This window comes from Confluentibacter citreus, from assembly GCF_002807055.1.
Taxonomy (GTDB): domain Bacteria; phylum Bacteroidota; class Bacteroidia; order Flavobacteriales; family Flavobacteriaceae; genus Confluentibacter; species Confluentibacter citreus.
The window spans coordinates 1-6,356 of the sequence record NZ_NIXN01000012.1; the positions used below are offsets into that span (position 1 = coordinate 1).

Here is a 6,356-nt window from a genome sequence, read left to right on the forward strand (position 1 = left end):
CAATATGATTTTGAACAAGGTCCCACAATAACCCAACATTCATTTTTCTCATTACAAAATGAAATCGGTAGTTCGTCTAAATCTTTTTGTGTAAATGGCATATTGTGGTTTTCTTAAATGTCTCGTCCTGAAATATGGCTACAGGTTAATAATTAAAATTAAGCTGCATTTTGATGCACATAATTAGGTGTTTTAAAATCTAAAGATAAGTGTAATCTTATTTCGTTGTATAGATTAATTGCATTTTTTGTAGCTCTTTTCGCGTGGGCTATATTTGTAAAGGTCTGGTCGAGATAAAATTCATCTTTAAGGATCCCGTTGACCCTTTCTGCGAGGGCATTTTCATAACAATGGTTTTCCTCTGTCATACTGATATCTATCTTATTTCTTTTTAATATTTGTGTGTATACATTACTGCAATACTGTATGCCCCTGTCCGAATGGTGAATGAGCCCATCAATATTTTTAGATTGATATAGGGCCTTATGCAAAGCTCTCACGCATCCGTTCAGTTCCAGGCTGTCACTAAGGTCATAGCCCACGATTTTTCTTGAATACATATCTGTTATTAACGCCAGGTAACAAAATCCTTTTATGGTCCTGATATAAGTAATGTCAGAGGCCCAAACTTGGTTAGGTCTAGTAACCTCTACATCTTTAATGATGTTCTTATACTTGTGGAACCTGTGCAAGGAGTTGGTTGTTCTGGAACTATATTTCTTTCTGAGTGTTAGCATATTGTGTTTTCTAAGGAGATTGAACAAGGTATCCCTGCCGACTTTAAGGTTGGCCTTGGTAAACTCATCATCTAAGGATCTGACAAGTTTACGCACGCCTTCCCTGGGAAGGGACTTGCGCCTTTTCTTTATTATCCCAATAATCTGCTGTTCCAGTTTTGAACGCTTATCAGCTCTGTTTTTATACTTATAGTAGGCATTGCGTTTATGTCCAAAACAATTGGTTATGGTAGTTAAAGAAGCAAATCCCTTAGCTTTTTCCTTGGCCTTGATCAAGGCTTTATACTTAGCTTTTTTTTTAGTTCAGCCACAGATTTGTAGCCCAGGTCTTCTGCTGCGACCTCCAAGTATGAATCTAATACCATGGCATCCAGATCCTTTTTTAAGAGTAGTTTTTTAAGCTGTTCAATCTCTTTTTGCAGTTCCTTGATTCGTGTTATCTCGTCTTTTGTTTCCACTTTTACCCTTGTGTTCATTAGGTCCTTACGGTTGTACTTCCTGATCCATTCGTTAATGGTAGTAGGGGCAATGCCATAGAGTTTGCCCAGTTGGTTCTTGTTTAGTTTTCCGGTCGTGATCTCGTCCAGAATTTTCAGTTTAAAAGGTTCTGAATACCGTCTGATTACTTTGTCATTTTTGTACATAATGTTTAAAATTATGTAGCCTTATTTCAGGACGGGTCAAAATTGCATACAACGTGTTTGTGTAAGGAACGTTGCGTGTTTGAGTGCGAGGATTTTCCGAAGGAAAATCAGATGCATGCAAACAAAGCAACGACCAAACGGTTGAACTAAAATAAGCAATGTTTTTTACACGGTGTTGGGTTTTAGTGCTTTTTTGTCAGATTAATTGTCGGTTTTTTTTGGTCAGTTCTTAAATCCGCAAACTTGCTAAAGTCCGACGTTTTTTTTCTCCGATTTAGCTTTTTTCTGCAAACAAGCTCAAAGTCCGCCGAAAACATTTGTCTGCGTTTCGATTCCGCAAACTTTGATAAAATCCGCAGTTTTGGTATTTTTCCGCAATTGGCGTAAAAATCCGCGAAATATTTGTCAAAAATCCGATTTCACAAAGTTGAATTTCAGCCGAAACATTGGATTTGGAACGGACTTTTCCGCATTAAACCCAACGTTTTTGTATATGAGCTGTGGCGTGTCTCGGCACAGACCTTTCCTGATAAGAACCGGCTTTGGGAAATCCGCAGGATTTTCCAAGTGTGGACTGACCAAGCCATAGCTTATATACGGTGTTGTACCACGTTTTTTATTTGTTAATACTTTTTAAAAATTCAATATCCTCTTCGGTCAAATCACTCCATTCTTTAGTGTAATAATTTTTTGAATAAAATCCATTGTCAATTTTATCAGAGTAATTTTCTATAAATAATGATATTAATTCTTCATAGTTATTTACATCAATTTCACTTGTTGAGAAATAAATAGAATTAATTTGTTTATAGTAATTTTTTGGAGCATCTTCTCTTTTAAAAGTTCCGAAAACGAATTCTTCTAAATCTCCACAAGAACTAATTTTTATATCTATTTCAACATTTGGAAGTTCATTAAAAAAATCAATTATAGAATAATTTTCCTTTTCTGTCATTAACCTTACAGCACCTATTATATTTGGTAAAGTCAATCCATATCTGTCTTCCTCAATGCACCAACTATAAATCAGATTTTTAATAAATTCTGCACTTTCAATCATTTGCTTACAGGATAAATACTACAATTTGAAATGTCTGGATTATTTATGTCTTCAGAACAGTCTATTTTGTTTTTAAACTGTATCCATTCATATTCAGCATTACTATTAGCAAATTCTCCTTGAAGATATTTTTGATTTATGCTATTTTTAAATTCCTCGTAATATTCTTTATCAAAGAATAAATTACCACCTCCATTATAAGATTCAAATAATAAATATCCTTTCTCTGGTCTTGTAAACAAATTTTTCATCAACGCTTGATAAAGAAGTGCTAATTCTTGTCCATCTAAAAATTGTTTTTTGGTGAAAGTCGGATTAAAACTTGGGGTCAGTTAATGATTCATCATTATATTCTGAATCTGCATTAAAACTGATTTTAAATCCTTCTGAATAAAAACCTCTCAAGTCAAATTTATTTTGATTCTCTTTGTGTTTATTTAAAAGTACTTGAAGTCCACCGCCAAATTTTAAATTAACACGATATGTTATAAATTCAGGTGTATTTGCATAAATGTACTCTTTATTGATTTCAATGATATTATCAGCAATTTCTGTGTTATCTGTTTTGATAATAATATATTCCGAATTCTCGGTTAAATTACCTTCGACAATTGTATTCAGGTACTCCCAAGTTTTATCTGTTGATACATAAATTCCTTGTCCTCTTTCTTTTGAATTTATTTTTATTCTTCCCATTTTTCGGTTTTTCTTAAATGTGGTACAACGTGTTCGTGTATGATTAGTTGCGTGGTTAAGCACTAAATTTAGCAAATAAAAACTGAATAGAAAATCCGCGAGGATTTTCGTAAGCAAGCCAGAACCAAGCAATTAATTATACACGGTGTTGTGGGTAGTTTTTTATTCCACTGTTAATCTTTTAATTTGCATTTCGATAAACCTTTCACTTTCTCGATAGGTTTTAGTTTTTCTTCCAACCAATAATCTGTTCGCAAGGTTATTTGCTCTGTTTATTCCAATCACGGAAAATTCTTTTGCAATTTCTCTACGTCCAAGTAATATGTTTATATCTTTAAGAAGGTTTGCTAACTCAATATGATTTCCCACATAGTATTTTCCATGAATTCTGTAGTTATCGCTATTGATTAAATCAATCGGTTTTATTTTGTCGAAAGGATGCGGAAAGTCAGCAAAATCCTCATAGAATTTAATTCCGTGTTGTTCAAATGCTTTCCATATTGATTTTACTGATTCAATATTCTTTTCAAGGTCATTACTAAAATTCCAATGATAATCACCTTCACCTTTTGGCGATAGTCTTTTTCTAATTAAACAACTGGCGTACGTACTTTTTTCAAAGCTCAATCCTGCCAAGTCAGGCATAAAGTCAAAATAGATTGCTGTTTCACAGCAAACCGAACCACCATACCAGCTACCTTGAAGACCGAAAATATTCCCGATATGGTTTTCATTCATTTTTCTGAAGTGAAATCCAGAACCTTTCCAGCCTAATTCACGAATTTTCGGCGAAAAATGTTCAGTAACTAATTTTCTAAATTCGGTTGCATTCATTGTCATTATACGAATTGTTTAAATTACCCACAACGTGTTCGTGTATGGAAAGTTGCGTGTTTGTGGGCGAGGATTTTCCGAAGGAAAATCGGAAGCCAGCAAACGAGCTACAAACTTTGTGTTAGCTAAAACTAGCAATTTTTTATACACGGTGTTACCCAACGTTTTTTTCTTTCAGAATTTCCTCCGCTACTTTAATTGCTTCTTTTTGATATTTACTTTTATTTTCAATAATGTATTTCAGTTCCTCGTTTGTTTTTCCTTTGTAACTTTCTTTCAGTTTTTCAGTTGTGCTTTTTGGTTTATATTCTATTGGTTTTAATTCAATTCCTTTTTCCGTCTCTGATTTGTCAATATATGGAATAAGTCTAAATCGGTATTTTGTGTCATTCACTTTATCTTCCTCTAACAAAAAGTCATGAAGTAAAGTCGTAAGATAATATCTGTCTCCATTTTCAAAAGTCAAATCCCAATATCCAAAATCCGAAAAAATTGTCGGAATTCGATAGTTTTTGTCAATTGCGTTCTGCCAATATTTTCCAAGATTATAAATAGAATACTTTATGTCGTTTAGTGAATACTTTTTAGTTATTCCGTTTTCAGTTATTGAAATTTTATTTGAATTCTCATCGATAGAAAATTCCGTTTTTTTATTGTTCCTATAATAGTTTATTAAAAGATAAATTGCGGGACCGTTAAAAAGAACGAAAAAATGTCCAATTGAAATGAGAATTACAGTCGGATTATAAACTTTAAGAAAGTAATGATTTAAAATATATAACAGAAATAGAATAATAAGATTGGTTCTTATTAATCTAAATATAGACTTTAAATTTAATTTGTAAGTTCCTGTTTTCAAATGTTGGGTAACGTGTTCGTGTATGGAAAGTTGCGTGTTTGGAGGCGAGGATTTTCCGAAGGAAAATCGGAAGCCGGCAAACAAGCAACCAACTTTGTGCTAGCTAAAACTAGCAATTTTTTATACACGGTGTTGGCAGCTGCCTTTTTTATTATTCAACGGGTTCATTTTTTTTCCTTCTTTTGGTCAATATATTTGAAAATTCTGTTGAATAAATAATTGCTATTAGTCCAATTCCAATTTTTATTCCTGAAGTCATCAAGAATGCTTTGTCATAATCTGTTGTTGGTAAATTAGCTTGAACAAAATTAATATGATTTTTTAATTTATAGATGAAGTCAGGCAAAGTCAGAACAATCGTTACCAGACCTAACAGCACTAGACTTATTTCATAAATGGTTTTTCGTTCAGCAAATAATGTTATGTCATCTTCAAAGTCATTTTTTCTGCAAATTAGTTTTGCAATTTGCTTTGTCTTAAAAATTAAAATGCTTGATAAAATTGTTAATGCTACGAATCCCAATCCAGTTGCAATGAGTGTCGGAGATTGGTCGAAATTGCCAAATAATTCAGGATTATCTTTTTGTTGTGTCCAAACGGTAAAGTAAACAATTAAATCCCGAAGTTGGCTTAATATTATAACGATTAAGTAGAGTCCTAATATTTTTATTGCAATTTCATAAAGGTCAATTTTTTTCATTCAATTATCAATTTATGTTGTGTGTTTAGGTTGCTGCCAACGTGTTCGTGTATGGAAAGTTGCGTGTTTGGTGGCGAGGATTTTCCGAAGGAAAATCGGAAGCCGGCAAACAAGCAACAGACTTTGTGACAGCTAAAACTAGCAATTTTTTATACACGGTGTTGGGCATTGGCTTTTTTAATTTTCAGTTGATATATTATTCCGTAAATCAGTCCGATAATTCCACCTAGATAGCTGAAATTATGCATTGTTCCAGCAGTCAAAAAGCTTTTTTGGTTAGTTAAATCCGCTGGGATATTCCAAGTAGTATTTAAGTTTGAGATTATGAACTTGCCAACCAAAATTCCAATAATTCCAAATCCGATTGCGATTATAAAAGTCCGAATTATTGCTCCGAAAGCACTTTTCCACATCATTTTAGTAGTCGGCAGTAAAAATCCAACAATTCCAATTATAAGTCCGATTAAAAGTCCAAACCACCAAGTCGAAGCAACTCCGACAATTCCAGCGCAATATCGAGGAAAGTCTATCGAAAATTTGATTATTCCGAATTGCTCAAATTTGAATTTCGTAAAATATTCCGTCGAGATTGAATAAGAAATTTGATTGTGCAAAAATCCGTAAATCGAAGCGAGAATTATCGATAAAAATACAATTAAGATTAAAAGTCCAATTTTTTTCGCCATTCGATTTTTTCAGCTTGTGCCCAACGTGTTCGTGTATGATTTCGTTGCGTGAATTTAGCGAATACCATTACAAATACAAGCTAAATTTCGGGAAATCGAGGTTTTTCCGAAAAGAAACGGAACTAGCAATGAATTATACA

General features: G+C 33.2%; 9 protein-coding genes. All 9 read right to left on the reverse strand.

Going from position 1 to position 6,356, the window contains the following annotated elements; translation table 11 throughout:
* Positions 1-158: 158 nt before the first annotated feature.
* The gene (locus CDH49_RS15110; RefSeq protein WP_100616368.1) at positions 159-1,013 is read right to left on the reverse strand and encodes an IS3 family transposase; all 855 of its coding nucleotides are present in this window, start codon (positions 1,011-1,013) and stop codon (positions 159-161) included.
* Positions 1,010-1,381: a transposase gene (locus tag CDH49_RS15115; RefSeq protein WP_100616369.1), complete on the reverse strand. Its 372-nt coding sequence runs from the start codon at positions 1,379-1,381 to the stop codon at positions 1,010-1,012. The genes CDH49_RS15110 and CDH49_RS15115 overlap by 4 nt, the downstream gene beginning before the upstream one ends.
* Before the next feature lie 616 nt (positions 1,382-1,997).
* Entirely contained in the window at positions 1,998-2,441 is a 444-nt protein-coding gene (locus tag CDH49_RS15120) for a hypothetical protein (protein WP_100616370.1), read from the reverse strand.
* Positions 2,438-2,692 (reverse strand): hypothetical protein, encoded by a 255-nt coding sequence (locus CDH49_RS15125; RefSeq protein ID WP_100616371.1) that lies wholly within the window; start codon positions 2,690-2,692, stop codon positions 2,438-2,440. Before CDH49_RS15125 ends, CDH49_RS15120 begins: the two co-directional genes overlap by 4 nt.
* Before the next feature lie 64 nt (positions 2,693-2,756).
* Entirely contained in the window at positions 2,757-3,137 is a 381-nt protein-coding gene (locus CDH49_RS15130) for a hypothetical protein (protein ID WP_100616372.1), read from the reverse strand.
* Between the two features lie 162 nt (positions 3,138-3,299).
* Positions 3,300-3,977 carry a DUF4304 domain-containing protein gene (locus CDH49_RS15135; RefSeq protein WP_100616373.1) on the reverse strand — a complete coding sequence of 226 codons (678 nt, stop codon included), beginning with the start codon at positions 3,975-3,977 and terminating at the stop codon, positions 3,300-3,302.
* 148 nt (positions 3,978-4,125) lie between these two features.
* Complete coding sequence (locus tag CDH49_RS15665; protein ID WP_157805339.1) at positions 4,126-4,830, reverse strand: hypothetical protein; 705 nt, start codon at positions 4,828-4,830, stop codon at positions 4,126-4,128.
* Between the two features lie 151 nt (positions 4,831-4,981).
* Positions 4,982-5,530: a hypothetical protein gene (locus tag CDH49_RS15670; protein ID WP_157805340.1), complete on the reverse strand. Its 549-nt coding sequence runs from the start codon at positions 5,528-5,530 to the stop codon at positions 4,982-4,984.
* Positions 5,531-5,679: 149 nt separating this feature from the next.
* Positions 5,680-6,216 carry a hypothetical protein gene (locus CDH49_RS15155; RefSeq protein WP_100616377.1) on the reverse strand — a complete coding sequence of 179 codons (537 nt, stop codon included), beginning with the start codon at positions 6,214-6,216 and terminating at the stop codon, positions 5,680-5,682.
* Positions 6,217-6,356 lie beyond the last annotated feature (140 nt).

Excerpts from the sequence above, each read along its gene's own strand:
- CDH49_RS15115 (WP_100616369.1), bottom strand. The coding sequence starts at position 1,381 with ATGTACAAAAATGACAAAGTAATCAGACGGTATTCAGAACCTTTTAAA.
- CDH49_RS15120 (WP_100616370.1), bottom strand. The coding sequence starts at position 2,441 with ATGATTGAAAGTGCAGAATTTATTAAAAATCTGATTTATAGTTGGTGC.
- CDH49_RS15125 (WP_100616371.1), bottom strand. The coding sequence starts at position 2,692 with ATGAAAAATTTGTTTACAAGACCAGAGAAAGGATATTTATTATTTGAA.
- CDH49_RS15130 (WP_100616372.1), bottom strand. The coding sequence starts at position 3,137 with ATGGGAAGAATAAAAATAAATTCAAAAGAAAGAGGACAAGGAATTTAT.
- CDH49_RS15135 (WP_100616373.1), bottom strand. The coding sequence starts at position 3,977 with ATGACAATGAATGCAACCGAATTTAGAAAATTAGTTACTGAACATTTT.
- CDH49_RS15670 (WP_157805340.1), bottom strand. The coding sequence starts at position 5,530 with ATGAAAAAAATTGACCTTTATGAAATTGCAATAAAAATATTAGGACTC.
- CDH49_RS15155 (WP_100616377.1), bottom strand. The coding sequence starts at position 6,216 with ATGGCGAAAAAAATTGGACTTTTAATCTTAATTGTATTTTTATCGATA.